Source organism: Chromobacterium indicum, from assembly GCF_039708975.1.
Taxonomy (GTDB): domain Bacteria; phylum Pseudomonadota; class Gammaproteobacteria; order Burkholderiales; family Chromobacteriaceae; genus Chromobacterium; species Chromobacterium piscinae.
The window spans coordinates 269811-289128 of the sequence record NZ_JAYFSJ010000006.1 but is presented as its reverse complement, the minus strand read 5'-3'; the positions used below and the strand labels follow the sequence as shown (position 1 = coordinate 289128).

Annotated in this window: 15 protein-coding genes, 1 pseudogene and 1 riboswitch; of the genes and pseudogenes, 2 read left to right on the top strand and 14 right to left on the bottom strand. The window is 68.2% G+C overall.

Going from position 1 to position 19318, the window contains the following annotated elements; translation table 11 throughout:
• Nucleotides 1-12: 12 nt before the first annotated feature.
• From VA599_RS10625 to VA599_RS10560, 14 genes and pseudogenes are all read right to left on the bottom strand, one after another.
• Nucleotides 13-546: pseudogene (locus tag VA599_RS10625) on the bottom strand (ABC transporter ATP-binding protein); the annotation flags it as partial.
• A gap of 3 nt (nucleotides 547-549) precedes the next feature.
• Nucleotides 550-1656, bottom strand: a complete 1107-nt coding sequence (locus VA599_RS10620) for a CobW family GTP-binding protein (RefSeq protein WP_346788542.1) — start codon at nucleotides 1654-1656, stop codon at nucleotides 550-552.
• The gene (gene cobJ, locus VA599_RS10615) at nucleotides 1653-3197 is read right to left on the bottom strand and encodes a precorrin-3B C(17)-methyltransferase (RefSeq protein ID WP_346788541.1); all 1545 of its coding nucleotides are present in this window, start codon (nucleotides 3195-3197) and stop codon (nucleotides 1653-1655) included. Before cobJ ends, VA599_RS10620 begins: the two co-directional genes overlap by 4 nt.
• Nucleotides 3198-3528: 331 nt before the next feature.
• A complete protein-coding gene (locus tag VA599_RS10610) occupies nucleotides 3529-4281 on the bottom strand; it encodes a cobalamin biosynthesis protein (protein WP_346788540.1) in 753 nt (250 codons plus the stop codon).
• Nucleotides 4278-5081, bottom strand: coding sequence for a precorrin-4 C(11)-methyltransferase (gene cobM, locus VA599_RS10605; RefSeq protein WP_346788539.1), 804 nt, complete (start codon nucleotides 5079-5081; stop codon nucleotides 4278-4280). The genes VA599_RS10610 and cobM overlap by 4 nt, the downstream gene beginning before the upstream one ends.
• Nucleotides 5078-5806 carry a precorrin-2 C(20)-methyltransferase gene (cobI, locus tag VA599_RS10600; RefSeq protein WP_346788538.1) on the bottom strand — a complete coding sequence of 243 codons (729 nt, stop codon included), beginning with the start codon at nucleotides 5804-5806 and terminating at the stop codon, nucleotides 5078-5080. The genes cobM and cobI overlap by 4 nt, the downstream gene beginning before the upstream one ends.
• A complete protein-coding gene (cbiD, locus tag VA599_RS10595; protein WP_346788537.1) occupies nucleotides 5803-6927 on the bottom strand; it encodes a cobalt-precorrin-5B (C(1))-methyltransferase CbiD in 1125 nt (374 codons plus the stop codon). Before cbiD ends, cobI begins: the two co-directional genes overlap by 4 nt.
• A gap of 5 nt (nucleotides 6928-6932) precedes the next feature.
• On the bottom strand, nucleotides 6933-8498 hold the full coding sequence (locus VA599_RS10590; RefSeq protein WP_346788536.1) for a precorrin-8X methylmutase: 1566 nt from the start codon (nucleotides 8496-8498) through the stop codon (nucleotides 6933-6935).
• Entirely contained in the window at nucleotides 8495-9196 is a 702-nt protein-coding gene (locus VA599_RS10585; RefSeq protein ID WP_043611910.1) for a cobalt-precorrin-7 (C(5))-methyltransferase, read from the bottom strand. The genes VA599_RS10590 and VA599_RS10585 overlap by 4 nt, the downstream gene beginning before the upstream one ends.
• Before the next feature lie 68 nt (nucleotides 9197-9264).
• The gene (cobA, locus tag VA599_RS10580; RefSeq protein WP_346788535.1) at nucleotides 9265-10083 is read right to left on the bottom strand and encodes a uroporphyrinogen-III C-methyltransferase; all 819 of its coding nucleotides are present in this window, start codon (nucleotides 10081-10083) and stop codon (nucleotides 9265-9267) included.
• Nucleotide 10084: 1 nt separating this feature from the next.
• Nucleotides 10085-11995: a putative cobaltochelatase gene (locus VA599_RS10575; protein WP_346788534.1), complete on the bottom strand. Its 1911-nt coding sequence runs from the start codon at nucleotides 11993-11995 to the stop codon at nucleotides 10085-10087.
• A complete protein-coding gene (locus tag VA599_RS10570) occupies nucleotides 11992-16122 on the bottom strand; it encodes a cobaltochelatase subunit CobN (RefSeq protein ID WP_346788533.1) in 4131 nt (1376 codons plus the stop codon). Before VA599_RS10570 ends, VA599_RS10575 begins: the two co-directional genes overlap by 4 nt.
• Complete coding sequence (locus VA599_RS10565; protein WP_346788532.1) at nucleotides 16119-16448, bottom strand: (2Fe-2S) ferredoxin domain-containing protein; 330 nt, start codon at nucleotides 16446-16448, stop codon at nucleotides 16119-16121. The genes VA599_RS10570 and VA599_RS10565 overlap by 4 nt, the downstream gene beginning before the upstream one ends.
• Complete coding sequence (locus VA599_RS10560; protein ID WP_346788531.1) at nucleotides 16445-17491, bottom strand: HoxN/HupN/NixA family nickel/cobalt transporter; 1047 nt, start codon at nucleotides 17489-17491, stop codon at nucleotides 16445-16447. The genes VA599_RS10565 and VA599_RS10560 overlap by 4 nt, the downstream gene beginning before the upstream one ends.
• Before the next feature lie 108 nt (nucleotides 17492-17599).
• A riboswitch (cobalamin riboswitch) is annotated at nucleotides 17600-17784 on the bottom strand.
• 327 nt (nucleotides 17785-18111) lie between these two features.
• Between VA599_RS10560 and VA599_RS10555 the strand changes: the two genes are divergently transcribed.
• Together VA599_RS10555 and VA599_RS10550 are read left to right on the top strand one after the other, a co-directional pair.
• On the top strand, nucleotides 18112-18408 hold the full coding sequence (locus VA599_RS10555; RefSeq protein WP_346788530.1) for a YjhX family toxin: 297 nt from the start codon (nucleotides 18112-18114) through the stop codon (nucleotides 18406-18408).
• Nucleotides 18409-18698: 290 nt separating this feature from the next.
• Nucleotides 18699-19205 carry a GNAT family N-acetyltransferase gene (locus VA599_RS10550; protein WP_346788529.1) on the top strand — a complete coding sequence of 169 codons (507 nt, stop codon included), beginning with the start codon at nucleotides 18699-18701 and terminating at the stop codon, nucleotides 19203-19205.
• The last annotated feature ends 113 nt before the right edge of the window (nucleotides 19206-19318 follow it).

Here is a 19318-nt window from a genome sequence, read left to right as displayed (position 1 = left end):
CGACAATTGGTGGCGCAGGTCCAGATGGTTGGTGGGCTCGTCCAGGATCAGCAGCTGGGGTTGCTGCGCCAGCGCCCGCGCCAGCAGCGCGCGCTGTTTTTCGCCGCCTGACAGCGTGGCGAAGGGCTGGTGCTGCTGCGCCGCCAGGCCCACCTGGACCAGAGCGTCATCGACGATGGCGTGGTCGGCGGCCGATCCGCCGCGCAACAGCGACTGGTGCGGGATGCGGCCCATGTCCGCCACCTCGCGCACGGTCAGGCCGAAGTCCTCCGGAAATTCCTGCAGCACCACCGCCACGCGGCGGGCGAAGGAGGCGGCGGACTGGGACCAGATGTCGGCGCCGTCCAGCCTGGCCTCGCCAGCCAGCGGTTTGTTGAAGCGGAAGGCGCAGCGCAATGTGCTGGTCTTGCCGCTGCCGTTGGGGCCGATGACGCCGACGAACTCGCCGGGCCGGACTGTCAGCGCGATGTCGCGCAGCAGCCTTGCCTCGGGTGCTGTCGCGGCGTCGGGCGACCAGTCCAGGCCGTAGAGTTCCAATGCGCTCACCGCCTAGCTCCAGTGCGCGCCGGTGATGTCGCGCAGCAAGGCCACCACGCGCGGGCGGCTGGGGTGGTAGCCGATGAAGATAAGTTGCGCCTGGCGCGGCGCGGCCAGCGCCTCGTCGAGGCTCAACTCGATGCGGTTGCGCACGCCCTGGGCCAGCAGCCGGCCTGGGCCGTCGGCGCAGGCGGCGAAGCCCTTGATGCGCAGCAGCGGCTCCTCGCGGGCGATGGCCTCCAGCGCGGCGGCCAGCTTGTCGGCGCGCTGCGCCTCTTTGCTGCGGATCATGAACGATTGCCAGCCCGGGTCCTGCTCGTGGAAATGCTTGTGGGTGGACAGCCCGTGGCTGTGCGCGGCCTGGCCGCCGTGGCTGTGGCCGTCCAGCAGCGTCTGGTTGGCCAGCGGCCGCATGGCGAGGCCCGGCATGCTGGCCACCGGGCCGTAGTGGCGGTGGGCTGCCGGCGCGGCTTCGTGCAGATGCAGGCCCAGCGTCAGCCGGGTGTCCAGCTTGGCTTGATAAGCCAGCTCGATGAAGCGGATCGACGGCGCCTGGCGGCGCACGGCTTCCTCCGCCGCCAGCAGTTGATCGGCGGACAGCGCGTCTATCTTGTTCAGCACCACGATGTCGGCGTGGCCCAGTTGCTGGTCGAACAGCTCCGCCACCGCATCGGCCTTGCCCTGGTCTCCCGCCGGCGCGAAATGGCCGGCCAGCAGCAGCGGGGTGTCGACCACCGCCAGCGTGGCGTCCAGCACGAAATAGGGCGCCAGCGCCTCGCTTTGCAGCTGGGCCATCACCGCGCTGGGCAGCGCCAGGCCCGAGGTTTCGATCAGTACGTGGTCTATCTGCTGGCGGCGCTGCCACAGCGCCAGCATGGTGGGCAGGAAGTCGGCGTCGTCGTCGTAGGCGACCAGGCCGTTGGCGAGGTCGTGGATTTCCACGCCGCCGGCGTCGGCGTCGCGCAGCAGGCCGCCGTCTATCGACACCTCGCCGAACTCGTTGACCAGGATGGCCAGCCGGCGCTGCTTGTTGTTCTCCAGCAGCTTGGACAGCAGCGTGGTCTTGCCGGCGCCGAGGAAACCGGTCAATACGGTGACGGGAAGGCGCGGCGCGCTCATGGCTGGCCTCCCTGCGGCAGGGCCGCCAGCACGGCGTCAAAGTCGCTGAAGGTCTGCGGATAGTCCAGCTGAGGCCTATCGATGACGATGAACGGGATGCCCAGCGCGGCGGCGGCCGCGGCCTTGGCGTCGAAGCCGCCGGCCTCGCCGCCGTCCTTGCTGATCACGCAGTCTATGCCCCAGTCGCGCCACAGCGCCTCGTTGGCGGCCTGCGAGAACGGGCCCTGCATCGCGCAGATGCGCGAGCGCGGGATGCCCAGGTCCAGCGCCCGCTGCAAATGCTGCGGGTCCGGGGCCAAACGGACAAACCATTGCTGTTGTTTCTCGGCATCGGCGGCGAGGAAGCGATGCAGCTCCTTGCTGCCGGTGGCGAGGAAGACGCGGCGTCCTTTAGTCATCGCCAGCCTGGCGGCCGCGTCGCTGTCGGCGCAGCGGATGACTGGATGCGCGCTGCCGCTTGCCGGGCGCTCGTAGCGCAGATAGGGCAGGGCCAGCTCCTCGGCCAGCGCCATCAGCTGCTGCGACATTTCGCTGGCGTAGGGGTGGGTGGCGTCGACGATGGCGCTGGCCCGGCTGCCGCTTAGCAGTTCGCGGCGGCGCTCCACGCCCAGCCGGCCGCTGATGGTGGCCACGCCGGGCGCCGCCTGCTGCGCCTGCTCGTTGCCGTAATCGCTGGCGCTGCTGACCACCACCGCGCGGCCGGTTTCGGCGATGGCGCGCGACAGCGCGTTGCCGTCGCTGGTGCCGGAAAACACCCAGGCCGCGCCCGCGGGCAGCGTGTCGGCCTTCACCGTGTCGCTGGTGTTGTCCCAGTTGAAGTAGCCGCGCGGGGTGAACATCCAGTTGCGCTTGCGGCGGGTAAAGCGGTTGCCGATGACGATGCTGGTCAGCATGTCGAAGCGGCGGGTTCGCAGCTCGGCCAGCGTGACGATTTCCACCGCCTGGTCTTCGCGGTAGGCGTTGCGGACGATGCCGCACAGCGTTTCCGGCTTCTTGTGCTCCAGCATGATGTCCAGGATGCGGTAGACGCCTTCCTGGCGCTGGCGGCTTTGCACGTTGTAGAACACCACCGCCAGGTCGGCCTGGGCGATGTGGCGGGCGCGGGTTTCGATCCACTCCCACGGACACAGCAGGTCGGACAGGCTCAGCGTGGCGAAGTCGTGCGACAGCGGCGCGCCGAGCAAGGACGCGCAGGAGTTGGCCGATGTGATGCCGGGGATCAGCTGCACGTCGAAAACATCGTCCTCGCGCATGTCTTCGTAGGCCAGCGTGGCCATCGCATAGACGCCGATGTCGCCGCTGGATAGCAGGGCGACGGTCTTGCCGGCGCGGGCCTCTTCCAGCGCCAGCTGGGCCCGCTCGCGCTCCTGGGTCAGCGGCAGGGTGCGGATGTCTTTGCCGGCGATCCAGGGTTGCACCCAGGTCAGGTAGAGGTCGTAGGAGACGATTACGTCGCTCGCGGCCAGCGCCTGGCGGGCGAGGTCGGGGATCAGTTCGGCGCGGCCGGGGCCGACCGAGACGAGGTAGAGTTTGCCGGTCATGGATGTGTTCTCTTGATTTTGCATTCTGTAATTGTTTTGGCGCTGTTGATGTGTGGTTCCGCCCGGCGGGCGGGTAAGGGGGCTGCGCGGCCAGCCCCCTTACAACCCCAGGCCGCCCCTGCGTCGCGCGAATTCCCGGCAAACATCAGGCTGGCAAGGCGCTGCCGAACTCGCCGTGCGCTAGCGTCGCACGGCTCAAACAAGCGGCAGCTTAAAACCTTGCCAGCCTGATTTTTACCGGCGCGCGACAAAGGGGAGTGGGGGCGCGTCGCCCGTGTTTTATCTTCCGAAATAAAGAGCGCTCTTATGGCATCGGTGGCCATCGTCATGCTCATGCGAGCCATTCCATCCCGTCCTCCACCACTGCCACCGTCACGCCATCCACAGCGGTCTTGGGCACGATCAACCGCCCCCGCGGGCTGGCGATCAACGCGCACGGCTCGCATACGCCGTCGACGCCGACGTTCTGCCGCACCCAGTCCGACGGCGCGCCGGTCCAGCCGCGGGCGGCGACGTCTTCGCGGGCGATGACGCGTAGCGGCAGCGCGTGATGGCGGCAGAATTCCAGCAGGCCGGCTTCGTCGGCCTTCAGGTCTATCGTCGCCACTTCGCGCACGTCGGACAGCGGCCGGCCAGCCAGCGCTTGCAGCACCGCTTGTGCTATGGCCTCGGCGCTTTTGCCGCGGCGGCAGCCTATGCCTAAGGTCAGCGGCTTGATCGCCTCCGTAGCGGTGGTGATAGTCGGCACCGCGCCGGTCAGCCGCGCCGCTTCGTAAGCCAGCGCATTGGCGCCGCCTTCGTGGCCGGACAACAGCGGGATGGCGAAGCGGGCGGCTTCGTCCATCACCACCACCGCCGGGTCGCTGTATTTGCTTTGTGGCAGGCCGTCCAGGTAGCGGACGGCGATGCCGCTGGCCATCACCAGTATCCAGTGGCTGTGCAGGTGGAAGGCGGCGCGGAATTGTTCGCGGCCGCTGGCGTCCGCATCCAGCCACGGCTGGTATAGCTGGGCGTCCAGCGCCGATGCCAGCTTTTGGCCCAAGGGCAGTGCCTCGGCGCGCACCAGCCACACGGCGCGGCTCATGCCTGGTTTTCTTTCTGCAGGCTGGCCCGCTTGGTTTTGCGGTCGTCGCCGTCGCGGAAGATGTGGGTGAAGCCGGCCGCGTACAGGCTGGATTCGACGCCGCCTTCGCGCGACAGAGCCTCGCCGACCAACAGCAGCGTGGTCAGCAGCCAGTCCTTTTGTTTCACCTCGTCCAGCATCTTGCCCAGCGTGCTGCGGTGGACGGATTGGTCCGGCCAGCTGGCGCGGCGCACCAGCGCCACCGGGGTGGCGGGCGGGTAGTGCAGCGCCAGGTCGGCGACGGTTTGTTTCAGCCGCTGGCCGGACAGGAAGATGCACATCGTCGCGCGGTGGGCGGCGAAGCTGGCGATGGACTCCGTCTCCGGCACCGCGCTGGCGCGGCCGCTGGTGCGGGTCAGGATGATGGATTGCGACACTTCGGGCCGGGTCAGCTCGCTGCCCAATGCGGCGGCAGCGGCGGTGAACGAGGACACGCCGGGCACCACTTCGTAGGCGATGCCCAGCGCTTCCAGCCGGCGCATCTGCTCGTTGGTGGCGCCGTAGATCGCCGGATCGCCGGAGTGCAGCCGCGCCACGTCCTTGTCTTCGGCCTGGGCGCGGCGGTACAGCGCTTCCTGCTGGTCCAGGTTCAGCTCGGCGGTGTCGTGGATCTCCGCGTCCGGGCGGCAGTGGCTGAGCATCTCGGCCGGCACCAGCGAGCCGGCGTACAGCACCATGGGGGCTGTGCCCAACAGGCGGCTGCCGCGCAGCGTGATCAGGTCGGCGGCGCCGGGGCCGGCGCCGATGAAATAGACTTTCATGAGTGGCGTCTTTCTCTGGCTGTCTTGCGGATCAGCATGGTGGCGAGGTAGCCGCTGGCGTCGGCGTCCAATTGCGAGACGTCGGCGCACAGCACTTCGCCGGGCAGGCCGATGCGGCGGGCAAAGGCGCACAGTTGGGCGATGCCCATCTGGTTCAATAGCGCCAGCACGTCCGGCAGCCGCTTGCCTATCTTCATCAGCACGATGAGGTCGTGGCTGTCGATGTCGGCTCGCAGCGCTTCCATATCGTCGGGGCAGGGCAGGATCAGGATGCGTTCCTTGCCTTCGCCCAGCGGCCAGGACAGCGCCGACGCGGTGGCGGCGAAGCTGGTGACGCCGGGGAAGGTCTGCGTTTCCAGTTCCGGCAGCATTTCGCGCAGCGCCGCCAGCAGGTAGCCGTAAGTGGAGTAGGTCATCGAGTCGCCTATGGTCAGATAGGCGACGTTGCGGCCGGTTTTCAATTCGGCGGCCAGTTGTTCGGCCAGCGCGCCGTAGTGGCGCGATAACGCGCCGCGGTCCGGATTCATCTCGAACTCGATCTCGCGGAAGCGGCTTTCGTCCAGCTCCAGCCCGGCCAGGCATTGGCGGGCGACCGACACTTCGCTGGAGGTGGCGCGCGGCAGGTAGACGATGTCTGCCTCGCGCAGCGCGGCCAGCGCCGCCACCGGGATCAAGCCGGCCGGGCCGGGGCCGACGCCTATGCCTATCAATCGTCCCAACTTCATGCGGCCTCTCCCAGCGGGGTGCCGTCCATGCTGAACAGCCGCACCGCCACCTGCCGCACGCTGGGCACCTTGGTCGCCATCAGCGCGGCGGTGCGGCGTTCTATCTCCATCCAGTAGCCGCGCGGGTCTGGCTGGCTGCTCATGATCTGCACTACGTTCTCCACGGTATTCGCTTGTTTGATTTGCGCCACCAATTCGGGCGGGTAGCCCAGGTCGGCGGCGACGCCGGCGACGGCGTCCATCGCCATGCCGCTCTTGCCGGAGTGGGTGTCCCAGACGCCGTCCAGCAGCTTGGCGATCTTGCCCGGGTGGCCCAGCACCCACAGCGTGTCGAGGATGCGGCCCTGCTCGATCAGCACCGATTCGGCGAAGTCCAGCGAGTCGCCGACGAAGTTGGCGATCTGCACCACCTGTTTCTTCTGCAGCCCCAGCGTGTCGGCGGCGTAGCCGCGGCCTATCTTGCCGGGGGTGAAGGCGATGGACGTCGGCAGCTCGCCCAGCGCCACCCGCACATAGACTTCGATCGACGCGATCCACGCCGCCTGCGACATCGGCTCGACGATGCCGCTGGTGCCCAGTATCGAGATGCCGCCGACGATGCCCAGCATCGGGTTGAAGGTGCGCTTGGCGATCTTGTCGCCGTCGACGCAGCCTATCGCCAGGTCGAAGCCGGGGTCGGGCCGGCCGGCCAGCGCTTCCTCCACCGCCATCCGCATCATCTGCCTGGGCACCGGATTGATCGCCGGCTCGCCGGGCGGGATGCGCAGGCCAGGCTGGGTGACCATGCCGACGCCGGGCGCGGCCAGAAAGCGCAGCGCGCCGCTGCCGTTGAGCTTTACCTCGGCGAAGATCGTCGCGCCGTCGGTGTTGTCCGGGTCGTCGCCGGCGTACTTCAGCACCTCGGCGCGGACGGTGTCCGCGTCCAGCCAGGCCACGTTTTGCACCGGCACCGCCAGGTAAAAGTCCGGGTCCGGCAAGCTGATGAAGACCTCGTCGGCGTCCACGCCGTCCAGCAGCATCAGCAGCGCCGCCTTGGCGGCGGCGGTGGCGCAGCTGCCGGTGGTGCGGCCGCGGCGCATGCCGTTGGGGGCCGGGGCGGCGAGGTCGTAAGGCTGACGCACCGGGTTCAGACTTCCTGCTGTTGCTGCTGATGGACGTGTTCGATCGCGTCTATCATCAGCGCGTTGACCACGGTGGCCGCCCACGGCGAGCCGCCGCGGGTGCCGCGGTTGGTGATGCGCGGCACTTGCAGCAGCGCGCGCAGCTCTTCCTTGCATTCGCGGGTGCCGACAAAGCCCACCGGCAGGCCCACCACCAGCTGCGGCCGCCAGCCGTGATCGCGCACCAGCCGCACCACCTCGCGGATGGCGGTCGGCGCGTCGCCTATCGCCACCACGCAGTCGTTGCCGAACTTCTGCCAGGCGCGGCGGATGCCGGCGGCGGAGCGGGTGAGGCCGCTGGCTTCGGCCAGCAGCCGGGTTTCCTCGTCGTGCACGCCGCACCAGGTTTCCACTTCCAGCTGGCGCAGCACTTCGCGCTTCAGGCCGGTTTCCACCATGGTGACGTCGGTGACCACGCGGCGGCAGCGCAGTAGCGCGCGCATGCCGGTTTCGCAGGCGCCGGCCGAGAAGAACAGGTCGTCCACGCTGTTGAAGTCGCCGGTGGTATGCACCAGCCGCATCAGCGCGGTGCGCTGCTCGGCGGGGAAGGCCGACCAGTCGCGGCCCTCGTCGATGATGCGCATGCTTTCCGCTTCGATCGGATGCGGGGTGTAGCGCTTCCAGGCCGGCGGCTGATTGGCGGCAGGCTCGCGCTCCAGCAGGCCGCGCACCTTGCCGTGGTGGCCGCGCTGCGGCTCGCCCACCTGCTGTTCGAAGCCGACTATCTGCACCCGGTATTTGCACAGCGCGCAGTTCATCGCGGCGCGGCCTTCCACGCCTTCCTGCGCGCGCTCCAGGAACACTTCGGCCACTTGCGGGTCCGGGCCCAGGTAAGCGGTGCTGAGTACCTCGATTTCCGGATGGCGCGCCGCCAGGTCCGTCGCCGCGCCGTAGATGCGCTTGACCAGCACGCCGTCGAACAGGAAGTAGGGCAGCACCACGATGCGGCGGTAGCCCAGCATGGCGGCGGCGCGCAGGCCGTCGGCCACCAGCGGCTTGGCGGTGCCGGAATAGCAAGTGAAAGACGCGGCGAAGCCCAGGCCTTCCTCCAGCATGCGCGCGAGTTTGGAGATTTCGGAGTTGGCGTCCGGGTCAGAGGTGCCGCGGCCCACCACCACCAGACAGGTGTCGTTGCGCGACACGGTGTGCGGCGACGCGGCTTCGGCCTCGACGATGCGCTGGCGGCACAGCGCCAACAGCCGCGGATGCAGGTCCAGCGCCGCGCCGAAGTGGAAAGTTACGCCCGGATGCGCCTGCTGCAAGGCCAGCAGCTCGCTGGGCATGTCGTTCTTGGCGTGGGTGGCGGCCAGCAGCACGCCAGGCACCATCACCACGGTCTTGGCGCCGGCGGCGATCACCTGGTCCACCGCCTCGTCTATGGTCGGGCGGGCGAATTCCAGAAAGCCGTGGGCGACGGGGCGCTCGCCGGCGCGCGCCTTCAGCGCGTCCACCAGCTGCATGAACTCGTTGACCCCGTCCGGGTCGCGGCTGCCGTGGCCGGCCAGCACGATGGCGTAGTCTGGCTGGCTCATTTGTGGGTCGGCTCGATCTGGCTGTCCATAGGCGCGAGCGTGCGGATCAGCATGATGCTCATGTCGGAGAAGCGCTGCTCGGCGCACTCGGCCAGCGTGCCGCGCCATTCCGCCTCGTTGCGGGTCAGGTTTTCCCACACTTCCACTTGCTGGCCGGCCGGGATGCCGTTTTCCAGCAGATAGGCGGCGATATGCCAGGGCATGAAGGAGCGCGCTTCGTCCCAGGGGCAGGGGATCACGATGGCGTTGCGGCCATCCTGCAGCACGTGCACCAGGTGGCGCTTGAACGGGGTCAGGTCGCCGCGGCGGTGGAAGGTGATGAAGCTGGTCTCGTCGAAGCACACCTTGCCGCGCGAGGCCAGGATCTGCGCCGAGGAGATGCCGGGTATCGTTTCCACCGGGTGGCCGCAGGCGCGCTCTACCCGCTCCAGGTACTGGAAGCCGCTGAAGTGGATGTCGCCCATGAACACCACCACGCACTTCTTGCCGGCATGGTGGCGCTCGGCGACGATGTCCAGCTGGGCCACCTGGTCGCGGTAGCCCATCTGTATCACTTCGGCGCTGTCCGGGATCAGCGGGCGCACCACGTCCACCACCGCGTTGAAGCCGGCCACCACGTCGGCCTCGCGTATCAGTTGGGCCGAGCGCTGCGGCAGGTAGCCGATGTCGCCGGGGCCGGCGCCTATGCAGATGATCATGCGTATTCCTTTGGCTGCAATGTAGTCATTCGATTTTGTTCTACAGGACCCGGCAAAGCCGGGCCTCTTCACTGTGCGAGTTCAGTCGGCAGCCATTTGGGTTCATTCCCAATCCCCCCGCCCTTGCCCTGCAAGGGAGCCTCGCTGCGCTCGAGCGCTGAGGGACTACAGGACGCCAGCGCCACCGTCGGTCCGATGACGATCAGCGCCGGGCTGTGGATGCCGGCCGCGCTCATGTCTTGTTCCAAAGCGCCCAGGGTGCTCAGCACCTGGCGCTGCTGCGGCAGGGTGCCGTTTTCTATCGCCGCCGCAGGGGTGTCGGCTGCGAGGCCGTGGCGCAGCAGCTCGGCGCGGATCAGCGGCAGCCGTTTGACGCCCATATAGATCACCAGCGTCATGCCGCTTTGCGCCAGCGCCTGCCAGTTGGGCTCGTCGCCGTCCTGATGCGGGTGGCCGGAGACGAAGGTGACGCCGTGGACGAAGCTGCGGTGGGTCAGCGGAATGCCCAGCGTGGCCGGCACCGCCAAGCCGGCGCTGAGACCGTTGACGATCTCCACCTCGATGCCGGCCGCTTGCAGCGTCAGCATTTCCTCGCCGCCGCGGCCGAAGACGAAGGGATCGCCGCCCTTGAGGCGCGCCACCGTCTTGCCGGCGCGGGCTTCGTCGATCATCCGCTGCTCGATGGCGGCTTGCGGCGTCGACGGACAACCGCCGCGCTTGCCCACCGGCACGATTTCGGCGTCCGGCCGCAGCATGGCGCGAATGTCCGGATGCACCAGATCATCCACCAGCGCCACGTCGGCCAGTTTCAGGCAGCGCGCGGCCTTCAGCGTCAGCATGTCCAGGTCGCCGGGGCCGGCGCCTATCAGATAAACCTTGCCTGTCATCTCAGCGGCCCAGTCTTTGTTGTATCGTCAATGTCAGCTGCTCGCCGGTGAGGGCGTCGCAAGCCAGGTATTCCGCGCCCAGCGCTTCGGCCAGCTCGCGGGCGCGGCCCAGGCGGACGAAGTCCTGCTCGGTATCCAGCACCAGCGCCGGCGCGCCGGCCAACTGGCCGGCCAGGTCGAGCGCCTGCCGCCACGGGTCGCCATCTCCGTCCAGCGCCACATTGGCGCGGCCGTCGCTGAGGACAACCAACAGCGGCGCGGGGCCGCCTAGCTGGCGGGACAGCGTGTCGGCCGCCAACGCCAGCGCGTGGGCCAGCGGCGTGCGGCCGCCGGTGGGCAGCTCGCGCAGCGCCAGCTCGGCCTGTTCGACGCGGTTGCACGGCGGCAGCAGCAACTCGGCCTTCTGGCCGCGGAAGGCGATCAGCGCCACCTGGTCGCGGCGGCGGTAGGCGTCTTCCAGCAGGCTCAGCACCGTGCCCTTGACCTGTTCCATCCGCTGGCGCGCCGCCATCGAGCCCGAGGCGTCCACCACCAGCAGAATCAAGTTGCCCTGCTTGGCGACGCGGACCTTGTCGTGCAGGTCGGCGCGGGTCACGGCGAAATGGTCCGGATCGCGCAAGATCGCGTGGCGCAGCGTGGCATCCACCGCCAGCTGGGCCGGCTGCGGGTTGGCCTCGGCGCGCACGTAATGGCCGCGCTGGCGGCTGGCGCCGTCGCTGCGGCGGCCGGCTGCGTCGCCAGCCGATGGCGCCTGGACGCGGATGCGGGCGATGTCGCCGGCCGGCGCGGCGGCGAAAATCTGCTCGGCGGCGTGGCCGGGGGGAGTCTGTTCCTGTTCGCCGTCGGCGTCCGGCGGCGGCTGCGTGGCGTCGCCTTGGTCCTGCGTTGGCGGAGGAGGCGGGTTGGACGCCTGCTGCGTCATCTGCTCCAGCTTGTCCTGGTCCAGCCCGCTCTGCTCGAAGGGTTTGCGGCGGCGGCGGTGCGGCAGCACCAGCCGGGCGGCGTCGCGGATGTCCTCGGCGGTGGCGTCGGCGCGGCCGTCCAGCGCGGCTAGCGCGCGGGCGGCCTTGTTCAGCACGATGTCGGCGCGCAGGCTGGTGACGTCGAATTCGCAGCACAGCTCGCTGACGAAGTGGAACAGCTGGTCGCTGAGCCGGGTTTGCGGCAGCAGCGCGCGCGCGGCGGCGATGTTCTCGCGCAGCGCCTCGCTGTCGGTTTGCCACTGGGCGGCAAAGCCGGCCGGGTCGGCCTCGAAGGCCAGGCGGCGGCGCACCACTTCGGCGCGCAGGCTAGGCTCGCGCGGCGCGGCCACGTCCACCATCAGGCCGAAGCGGTCCAGCAACTGCGGCCGCAGATCGCCTTCTTCCTGATTCATGGTGCCGAGCAGCGTCACCCGCGCCGGGTGGCTGACCGTCAGCCCCTCGCGCTCGACGGTGTTGACGCCCATCGCGGCGGCGTCCAGCAGCACGTCCACCAGATGGTCGGCCAGCAGGTTCACTTCGTCGATATACAGCATGCCGCGGTGGGCTCCAGCCAGCAGGCCGGGCTTGAACGCCTGTTTGCCGTCCTGCAGCGCCTTTTCGAAGTCCAGGCTGCCCAGCACCCGGTCTTCGGTGGCGCCGAGCGGCAGGTTGATGAAGGGCACAGGGCCGTCATGCAGCTCGCGCGCGCCGCCGGAACACACCGGGCACAGCGGCAGCGGGTGTTCCGGCTCGCAGTTGTAGCTGCAGCCGGCGGCGCGGCGGATAGGCGGCAGCACGGCGGCCAGGCCGCGCGCGGCGGTGCTCTTGGCGCTGCCCTTGTCGCCGCGCACCAGCACGCCGCCGACGGTGGGGTCCACCGCGCAGATCAGCAGCGCCTGCTTCAGTTGCTCTTGGCCGACGATGGCGGCGAAGGGGTAGATCGGCGTCATGCTTGGTTTTCTCCGCGCGCTTCCAGCAGCGCTTCGCTATCCAGGTGCAGCTGCTTGAGCGCGGCCAGGGTGTCGGGGTCCGGCTCCGCCCACAGCTGGCGCTGGGCGGCTTCCAGCAGGCGGTCGGTGATGGCGTTCAGCGCCCACGGGTTGCTGTCGGCGAAGAACTGCTGCATCGCCGGGTCCAGCGCGTAGCTTTGCGCCAGCTGCTCGTACACCCAGTCGTCCACCACCTGGGCGGTGGCGTCGTAGCCGAACAGGTAGTCGACGGTGGCGGTCAGTTCCAGCGCGCCCTTGTAGCCGTGCTTCTGGATGCCGGCGATCCACTTCGGATTGGCCACCCGCGAGCGGAACACCCGCAGCACTTCCTCCTTCAGCCCGCGCACCGCAGGCGCCTCCGGATTGTGGCTGTCGCCGAAGAAGGCGCGCGGCTGGCGGCCGCTGAGGCTGCGTATCGTCGCGATCATCCCGCCGTGGTATTGCAGGTAGTCGTCGCTGTCGAAGATGTCGTGCTCGCGGTTGTCCTGGTTGTGCAGCGCCACCTCGACGCCGGCCAGCCGGTGGCGCAAGGCGTCGCGCGCGTCGGCGCCGTTGGCCTCGCGGCCGTAGGCGTAGCCGCCCCAGTTGACGTAGGCGGTGGCGAAGTCGGCGTCGTTCTGCCAGTTCTGCTCGTTGATCAGCGGCAGGATGCCGGCGCCGTAGCTGCCCGGCTTGGCGCCGAACACGCGGTACAGCGATTGCGCGTCGGCGTCGGGCAGCTTGCCCAGCAGTTCGTTCTTCAGATCGGCCAGGTAGTGCTTGCGCAGGAAGTTCTGCTCGACAGGCTCGTCCAGCCGCGCCACGGTGTGTACCGCTTCGTCCACCAGCGAAATCAGGTGGGGGAAGGCGTCGCGGAAGAAGCCGCTGATGCGCACGGTGACATCGATGCGCGGCCGGCCCAGCTCGGCCAAGGGGATCACTTCCAGGCCCTGCACGCGGCGGCTTTCCTGCTGCCAGCGCGGCTTGACGCCGAGCAGCGACAGGATTTCGGCGATGTCGTCACCGTGGGTGCGCATCGCGCTGGTGCCCCACACACTGATGGCCACCGATTCCGGATATTGGCCGGTTTCCTTCAGATGGCGGGCCAGCATCTCGCGCGCCAGGCCATCGCCTATGCGCCAGGCGGCGTTGGACGGCAGGCTGCGCGGGTCCACCGAATAGAAATTGCGGCCGGTGGGCAGGATGTGGGCCATGCCGCGCGTCGGCGCGCCGCTGGGGCCTGCCGGCACGTAGCCGCCTTCCAGGCCGCGCAGCAGATTGTCTATCTCCTCGGCGGTGCGGGCGAGCTTGAGGCACAGCTCGGCGCAGACGAAGTTCAGCACCCGTTCCAGATCGGCGTGTGGTTCGATGCCGGGCAGGATGTTTTCTACGGCGGCCGGGATGGCGGCGGCGCCGTAGCCGCGCGCGGCCAGCTCGGCGATCAGCGCGCGCGCCAGCTTCAGCACCGCGTCGTGCGCGTCGGCGCGGGTGATCAGAGCCTGGCCGGCCAGCGCTTGCAAGGTTGTGGGGGCTTCGGCCAGGCGTTTGCCCTGGTCCTGCTGCCACAGTGCCCAATCGCCGCCGCAGGCCGCCGCCACGCTGGCGGGCAGGCCGGGTATGGCCAGATTGGGCAGCCGGGTCAGCGCCAGCAGCATGTCGATCAGCGCCTCGCCTTGCGGGGCGTTGCCCAGCACGTGCAGGCCGTCGCGGATCTGCGCCGCGCCGAGCTCGCACAGGTAGCCGTCTATGTCCTCGATCAGGTGGGCGACGTCCACGCCGTCCATCTTGGCCAGGCTCAGCGGCACGCCGTCTGCGTTCAGCGTGTCGTCCCAGTCGTGGTCATGGTCGTGGTGATCGTGGCTGTGGCCGTGATGATGGTGGTCATGCTGGCCGTGGTGATGGCCATGGTGGTCATGATCGTGGTGGTGGTGCCCATGGTCGTGGCCGGCCTTGGCCGGGCGGTATTTCGCCGCGGCGGCGGCAGGCTTGGCCACCATCGCCGGCTTGGCGGCCTGCGGCCGGTACTTGCCGTGGACGGCGGCCGGCGCGTGCGGGTGGCCGCCATGCGGATGGGCATGATCATGATGATGCTCGTGCTCGTGCTCATGCTCGTGCTCATGCTCATGCCCGTGATCGTGATCGTGGTCATGCTTGAGCATCGCCGCCAGGTCGGTGTCGAGCTTGGCTTCCTTGATCAGGTCCCAGATCTGCTGCTGCAGCAGCGGCAGCTTGTTCGGGTCCAGCAGCTCCACCTGGTAATACTCGTCCACCAGCTGGGTCAGTTGCGCCAGCGGGCCGTAGCTGTCGGCGGTGGTCATCGCCGGCGTCAGGTGGTCGATGATCACCGCGTGGCCGCGGCGCTTGGCTTGCGAGCCTTCGCCCGGATCGTTGACGATGAAGGGGTAGAACAGCGGCATGTCGCCCAAGAGCGCATCCGGGAAGCAGTGCTGCGACAGGCCCACGCCCTTGCCCGGCAGCCATTCCAGCGTGCCGTGCTTGCCGACGTGGACGATGGCGTCGGCCTGCCAGTCATCGCGCAGCCAGCGGTACAGCGCGTAGTAGTGGTGGGTGGGCGGCAGGTCCGGCGTGTGGTAGATGGCGTCCGGATCCATGCCGTAGCCGCGCGGCGGCTGCAGGGCGACGAAGACATTGCCGTAATCCAGGCCGGAAAACACCAGCTCGTCGCCGTCGACGTAGGCACCGCCCGGCGGCTGGCCCCAGCGCTGCAGCATCTTGTCGCGCAGCGCGTCCGGCAGCTCGTCGAACCAGGCTTGATAACGTTGGGCCGGCACGCGGGCGGCGGCGTTCTTCATCTGCTCGGCGGTCAGGTAGTCCTGGTCGTAAGCGCCGCGGTCTATCAGCTCGTGCATCAGCGCGTCGCTGTTCGGCGGCAGCTCCGCCATTTGGTAGCCGCGCGCCTGCATGCCATGCAGCATCGCGTAAAGCGACGCCGGCGAGTCCAGGCCCACCGCGTTGCCTATCTGCGAGGCCTTGCTGTTGGAGTTGGTGAAGATGAAGGCGATGCGCTTGTCGGTATTGGGCACATGGCGCAGCCGCGCCAAGCGCGCGGCGATGCCGGCCAGGCGGCGGGCGCGGTCCGGCAGCGGCGCGTATTGTTCGGCCTGGCCGGCCTTCGCCGGCTGTTTGAAGCTCAGCGGCACGCCTATGATGCGGCCGTCGAACTCCGGCAGCGCCACGTTCATCGCGGTGTCCAGCGGGTTGAAGCCGCGGTCGGACGCTTCCCATTGTTCGCGGGTCATGCTGCTGGTGATGGCCTGCAGCACCGGCAGGTCCAGCTGGTCCGACGCCTCCACCGCCCAGCCGGGCTGGGTGGGGCCGTCGTTGTTGATGTCGCCCATCGCGAACGAGGTGGTGTTGATCAGCAGCGAAACATTCGCGCGCGGATCGGCCAATAGCGCCAGCGCCGCCGGCAGGCCATTTTTTTCTATCGTCCGCAAGGACGAGGTGAACACCGGCAGCGCGTTGACGCTGCGTTCGGCCAGGCAATCCACCAGCAGGTCGATGAAGCGGGTGTTGCCGGACAGCCAATGGGCGCGGTAGAAGCACAGGCCCACGCTAGGCCAGTCCGGATTGCGGATTTCAAGCCAATCGTCCAGCGAGCAGGGCGCGGCCAGCTCCGGGTGGTAGATGCCGTGCTCGGGCAGCGGCTGCGGCGCTTGGTAGCCGAAGCCGGTCAGCAGCAGCCGGTCGGCCAGGCAGCGCATCATCTCGCCCAGGTTGGCGCTGCCGCCGGCTTGCAGGTAGGCGTGGACGTCTTGCTGCAAGGATACCGGCGCGCTGCACAGCGCTTGCAGCTCCGGGTCCGGCTCGCCGGTGCCGCTGACGACGATGACCGCGGCCTGCAGGCGGCGGGCGTGGGCCAGCAGCCTTTCCAGGCCGGGGATGGCGTCGGCGCGGCCCAGCACGCGCAGCACGATGGTGCGGGCGTCGGCCAGTTGGCCGTCCAGCAGCGCCTGCATCGCGGTCTCGTCGGCGATGCCTTGCAGCGCGATGCCGGCGACGGCGGGAAAGTCTTCCGGCCAGCGCGCGCGCGACAGCGCGGCGAGGTCGGTGCCGGCGTGGCTCAATAGGGCGATTTCGGCGCTCATGCTTGTGCCTCCGTTTCGATATCGCCGATGCCGGTTTTATGGAACACCAATTCCTCGACCGGGACGCCATCGCGCAAATGTTGGCAGACGATGCGCTCGATATCGGTTTCGCTCACCTTGCGGTACCAGACGCCGTCCGGGTAGACCACCATCACCGGGCCTTCCTTGCATACGGCGAAGCAGTGGCTGCGGGTGCGCTTGGCGCGCAGGCCTTCGCAGGCGTCTATGGTGCGGCCCAGGTGCAGGAACATCGCCTCGGAGCCCTGGCCGCCCGGCGTGCAGCGCGGGCCGGTGCACATCAGCACGTGTTTGTCGTGGGTTCTCATCGCGCCTCCGGCGTCAGTTGGTCGAAGCGCTTCCATTTGTAGATGCCGGCGGAGGCGAGCCAGGTGAACAGGAAGACGGCGACGATGAAGTAGCCGAAGTGAGCCAGGTCGTCATTCAATGCCGAGATCAGGTCCCAGAAACCGCCGGACAGCTGCAGCTTGTCCGCCAGCAGTCCCAGGCCTTCCAGCCCGCCGATGCCGACGGCGACGACGACGGAGACGAAGGTGATGGTCAGGTTGTACCAGAGCTTGCGCACCGGATTGACGAAAGCCCAGCCATAGACCTCCACCATCATCATGCTGTCCAGCGTGTCCACCAGCGCCATGCCGGCGGTGAACAGCGCCGGGAACACCATGATGTGCCACAGCGCCACGCCGTTGGCGCTTTGCGAGGTGGCGATGGCGAACAGGCCGATCTCGGTGGCGGTGTCGAAGCCCAGGCCGAACAGGAGGCCGATGGGCAGCATATGCCAGCTCTTGGTCACCATGCGGAACAGCGGCTTGAGCAGGCGCGCGATCAGGCCGCGGTTGTTCAGCAGCAGGTCCAGTTGCTCGTCGCAGATGGGTTCGCCGGCGCGGGCGCGGCGGAAGGCCCCCCATACGGCGCGCAGGGACGACAGATTGATCAGCGCCAGGGTCAACAGGAAGAAGGCCGACACGCTGGTGCCGATGACGCCGCCGATCTCCTTGAAGCCGGTGACGCGGCTTTGCAGCGCGCTGGCGGCGAACACGATCAGGGCGACGGCGATGACGACCACCGTCGAGTGGCCCAAGGAAAAGAACAGGCCCACGGCGGACGGCCGGCGGCCTTCCTGCATCAGCTTGCGCACGGTGTTGTCGATGGCGGCGATGTGGTCGGCGTCCACCGCGTGGCGCAGGCCGAAAAGATAAGCGAGCAGGGCGGTGGCGAGCTGGGCCGGATGGTCGGCGAAGGCGGCGAACGCCCAGGCCCAGGCCAGGAGGTTGGCCAGGACCAGCCCGGCGATGATGGGCGCGTGGCGCGCCAGACGGCGTCCGGCGGACGGCGCGGTGGATGGATGCATGGTGCCCTCGAAGACGATTCTCGTCGCGCAAGCGAGGGCACAGTCCGCTGGTTTTCCATGGGCGGCGCATGTGCGTATCCCCCGGTACACCCCGCCCGGTTTCTGCTTGCGTCGACACGTATGACGGCCGGTCTCCTGGCTCGCGCGTCGTCGTCCGGCGCCGCCTTCCCGACCTTGCTAGGGGCCAGTGGCGTCAGGCGTGGACTCTGCGCTTACAGTTGCGGGGGCAGCCGCGGTTTCGCACCGCGTTCCCGTTTCACCCATCAAGGGGCACCGTCATTGATTGGACTGGATCATACGTGACAACGCCGATGCTGTGAACAAGGCGCGGGGTGGATGGCCGATGGCCGGATCGGGGGCGGAGGGCGCTAAGGCATTGGCGGATTTGGCGTTTTGTCCGGGAGTGGGGTATGATCCGGGTCCGCGTCCGCGTCCAGTCCATTTGGCGCGCTTTCCCATCAGAATTACGTTCGCAGGCAAAGGCTTTGTATGTTGGAGATTGCAATCACCCGATAAGTTGACCCGCCCCCGTGGCTGGCTGCTTATCCGTACGCCCATCGTTTCGCATGCCCCTAAGCGGCGCATGCGGTATCGCGTATTGATTTGCCGTTTCCGACAATATGAATCTATCCAAGCCAGAGCAACGGACGCTCCACGTCCTCGCCAAGGGCGGCCGCATTGCGCAGATGCGCGATGACGCCGGCCGAATCCGTTCCGTCGAATGCTATACCCGCGAAGGGTATTTGTTGTCTGACTGCAGCTACCTCGTTTTCACCAAGCTGAAGAGCAAGCGGCTGATCCAGTCGCGCAATGGCCAACCTTACCTGATCAACCGGGCAGGCCTTAGAGCCTGTTTGCGATCTTTTTACGAGCATCGCAGCTCAGCCAGCGGGCCAGATGTAAGGCGGAGGGCGTAGGCCTTGGTTATTCCAAGGCCTAGCCCGACAACGCCGCAGATGGCCTGCTGGCTGGGCTGCCCTTCGGGGCCATTTTCTGCCGGCGCATGGCTTTGTCAAACGTCCCTGGCAGTGAGCGACACTGCGGCGGGCCGTTTTCCGCGCTCTGCATCCGGCAGAAAATGGCCGATGCCGCAAAAAGATCGTAAACAGGCTCTTAGCGCGGTGCGCGCCCAACTCGACAACCGTTAACCCCCGGCCCGCGCCACCGGCGGGTTGCCGCGGCGCGGCCGTTCTCAAGGAACAATCGCATGACCATCATCATTCGCAAGGAACAAACCGCCGACATCGGCGCCATTTTCACGCTGACCGAGGCGGCCTTCCGCGACGAGGCCCATTCCAGCCATACCGAGCAGTTCATCGTCGACGCGCTGCGCCGGCGCGGCCAGCTGACCGTTTCCCTGGTGGCCGACGAAGGCGGCGGCATCGTCGGCCACGTCGCCGTCTCGCCGGTGGCGGTGTCTTCCGGCGCGGCTGGCTGGTATGGGCTGGGGCCGATCTCGGTTTCCCCCGAGCGGCAAAAGCGCGGCATAGGCGGCCAACTGATGCGCGAGGCGCTGCGGCTTCTGCGCGAGCAGGGCGCGCAAGGCTGCGTGGTGCTGGGCGATCCGGCTTACTATGGCCGCTTCGGCTTTCGCGCGCATCCCGGCCTGACCTTGCCGGGCATTCCGGCAGAATATTTCCAGGCGCTGGCTTTCGGCGCGGAAACGCCGGTTGGAGAGGTGGCTTACGATGAGGCGTTCAATGCCGCCGCCTAAGCGCCGTTAACAAAAATCCTGATGCTGCGTTGCGCCGACTTGCCGTACTGCTTGTACTGTCTGCGTCGGCGCGCCTTGCCTCAGGCGTGAAACAGAATTTTGTTAGCAGCTCT